We start from the raw sequence: 2,983 nt of genomic DNA, 5'->3' as shown, positions 1-2,983 counted from the left end.
CCTGAGCGCAGGCTTGGGGGGCTGGTTCCAATCCGGCGGTCTTGGCAGCACGCTGGCGGCTTCGGGGAACTGGGGCTCTGCCGCCCGGCACGTTGCGAGCAACATTGCTACTCAGGGACTGAGCATCGCCACAGGGTTGCAGAAGGGCTTTGACTGGCGCGGGGTGGCAGCCAGTGCGGCGTCGGGCTATGTGTCGGCCTGGGCGCGGCCGATGCTGGCCTCAACCTTTGGGCCTGTCGGAGGTGAGATTGCGACGCGCATGGCGGGCGGTGTCGTGAGCACGGCTGTCCGTGGGGGAAGTGTCAGTCGGTCGTTGCCAGGAATCATTGGCGATGCGGTGGGGGCAACTGTCGGCAATGCGTTGGGGGATAGCATCGCAGCGGCCAATGGGCAGCAGGCTGACCCGCTGGGTGACTTCATCGCGCAGAACCAGGGCGCTTGGGATCAGCGCTATGCAAATCGCCCGCCTGGCTACATCGCAGAGGCTAATGGAGCCGTGGGTGGGTCTTCGTCGAGAGTTGCCGGCACGAGCAATATGAGCGGTGCTCTCCTGGCTCCGATCGGCGCCGATGAGCTTTCGCGCATTCCTAAAAGCGTCGCAGAGGGGCGCGGCGTCACGAACGAATTCGTGCGCGACAATGTGAGTACGGCCTCCATGGCGCATGCCACTCGCGAACCAGAATGGGCATCTGGCAGCGGGCCTGGTGACGTGGTGGTCGGCGCCGCGAGAGCGCCGTACATCATGGATGTGGGCTCCTTTACTGGTGCGGAGTTGGCACGTTTCGCCGGCCGCGGTTTGGCCTTGCTATCTCGGGAAATGGCCAGCAATGGCTACTCCTTGGTCGCGCCTGAAGTTTACTTTCAACCGGACGCCTCGGGATCCAAATCGATTCGCATCGACGGTGCTTTTCAGGGTAACGATGCACGAATTATTTTTGGCGAGGCGAAGATTGGTGATACAGCAGAATTCACCAAGAACCAGAGGGGTGGGATTCCCGCTCTGGCAAATGGTGAAGGTACGTTCTACGGTTCGCGCGCGGGTGCTCTCGCAGAGAGCCTAAACATTCAGCCGGATGCCAATGGAAGGTTCCGCATTCCCGCCGATAAGATTCAAGGTGTGTTTATGGGCACCTATGAGCGTTCAACCGCTGTCCCATCGCGGATGCAGATCCTGAATGACGCTTTCAGAAGAAGCGGCGGCTTCGGCAGGGGCAGTGATTTCTAGAGAAACAAGATGGTAGGAAACAACTTTGATGCCGTGGCGAGCTCCATCGCCTCCATGCTTCCGAGAGAACGGTGGCATACCCATCCGTCCGCAAAGGGCACGTTGCGACTTCGCGCGTCTGATATCTCCGAGAATGTGGAGCACTCGCTGGTCTTGACGGAGCCGTTCAGCGCCGTCGATGAGCCAGGCGGCCCGTGGCTGACGCTCTCTTGTCAGTTCAACATTTGCTTCCCGCGGGTGGAGAAGCATATTGCCAATGCACTAGGGTGGACGGCGCCCTCACCACTTTCCGCCGCACTGCGCTTTGTGCAAATGGTCCCAGATAGTTTCCTCTATGCCGGAGGAGCATTTCTTGTTGATCTGTCCTCCCCGACTGCAAGGCAAGCGTCTGAGCTCAAATTCTCCGAGCTGATCCTTGAGTACATGGAACCGGTGAGGCAGCTTGTTTCACAAGAAGGTTGCTTGGGTGATCCGTTGTTCTATCCGCACGATTCTGTTTCACCATTGTCATGGGAGCTAAGGAGGGCGCCGTACCTCTTTTTGGAGGGGAGCCGTCAACGCTTCGATTCTTACGCCGAGAACTTGCTTCATCGACTGGACGAGTACGAACAAGGACTTGCTGACGATAAGAGCGGCGTTGACCAACAAGCGGTGGCTGCCAGAAGATCCATCACTGAACTAAGGCAACTCATACGCGTTTTGCGTGCGGCCCCGGCCTAGGAGTCCAAACGCCCAATGCGTTTGGCAATGCGTTGGGGACAAGTGATGGGACAACGCCAAGCAGTCCTCGATCACGCTCGATCCCGCGAGCACGGGCTACGACCCCAGGAGGCCGCAGCCGCCGGGCTATTCTGCGTTCGGCTATGACGCCAACGGGCACCTGAAGACGGCCACGGACCGGAACGCGACCACGCCGCGCAGCTTCTCGTACTGGACCAATGCGGAAGGCCAGGTGCTGCAGCGCCAGGAGCTCATCGGCGGCAAGATCGGCGCCGACGGCAACGTGAGCGGCGCCAGCAAGAGTCGCGACCACCGCTACTTCTATTTCGATGGCAAGCGCGTGGGCAACGTGGGCAACGACGGCGTGGAGCGCGAGGACTATGCACAGCAACTCGCGCGCAATACGACAGCGCAGAGCCCCGATGACAAGTACCGCAAGTTCACGCCCACGAACTCGGCGGACTTCGACGAGAACTACCAGCCGATCAATGCGGGCTTCCCCGGACCGGCTCCTGGCAGCTACACGGTGCGCGCGGGCGACACCCTCGAGAGCATTGCGCGGGCGCTGTGGGGAGACGCGCAGCTGTGGTACCTGCTGGCCGAGGCCAATGGGCTGGATGGCCAGCCCTCGGCGCCGCTGACACCGAACACGGTGCTGCAGGTACCCAACAAGGTCACCAACCTGCACAACACCAGCAGCACCTTCCGGCCCTACGACCCGGGCAAGGCCATGGGGGACACGAGCCCGACACTGCCGGATCCGCTGCCAGCTCCCAGGGGGAAGGACGGCGGGTGCGGTGGGATTGGCAAGATCCTCACGGTGGTTGTGGCAGTTGTGGTGGCTGCCTTCACACAGCAGTGGTATCTCGTCAACGTCGGTGGGTACTCCGGCATTGCCGCCGCCGTAAGCAGCGGCGCTTGGGGCACGCTGGCGGTGTCGGGTGCAGTCGGCGGCGTGGCGGGTTCAGTTGCGGGACAAACCGTGGGGGTCGCGACGGGCGTGCAGGATCAGTTCTCCTGGAAGGGGGTTGTGCAGGG

General features: G+C 61.6%; 2 protein-coding genes and 1 pseudogene. All 3 read left to right on the top strand.

Annotated features, from left to right (window positions below; translation table 11 throughout):
* Positions 1-1,225, top strand: a pseudogene (locus tag QMO14_RS33065) (hypothetical protein); the annotation flags it as partial.
* A 9-nt stretch (positions 1,226-1,234) separates the two neighbouring features.
* Positions 1,235-1,945: a hypothetical protein gene (locus tag QMO14_RS33060; protein ID WP_301512348.1), complete on the top strand. Its 711-nt coding sequence runs from the start codon at positions 1,235-1,237 to the stop codon at positions 1,943-1,945.
* 232 nt (positions 1,946-2,177) lie between these two features.
* A partial coding sequence (locus tag QMO14_RS33055) for a LysM peptidoglycan-binding domain-containing protein (RefSeq protein WP_301512346.1) occupies positions 2,178-2,983 on the top strand: 806 nt, incomplete at its 3' end.

Origin of the sequence: Variovorax sp. CAN15 (genome assembly GCF_030462475.1) — a bacterium.
Taxonomy (GTDB): Bacteria; Pseudomonadota; Gammaproteobacteria; order Burkholderiales; family Burkholderiaceae_C; genus Variovorax.
The sequence above is the reverse complement of the archived record's forward strand: the minus strand, read 5'-3'. Positions and strand labels throughout refer to the sequence as shown.

Coding starts and splice junctions, on each gene's coding strand:
- QMO14_RS33060 (WP_301512348.1), top strand. CDS start 1,235: ATGGTAGGAAACAACTTTGATGCCGTGGCGAGCTCCATCGCCTCCATG.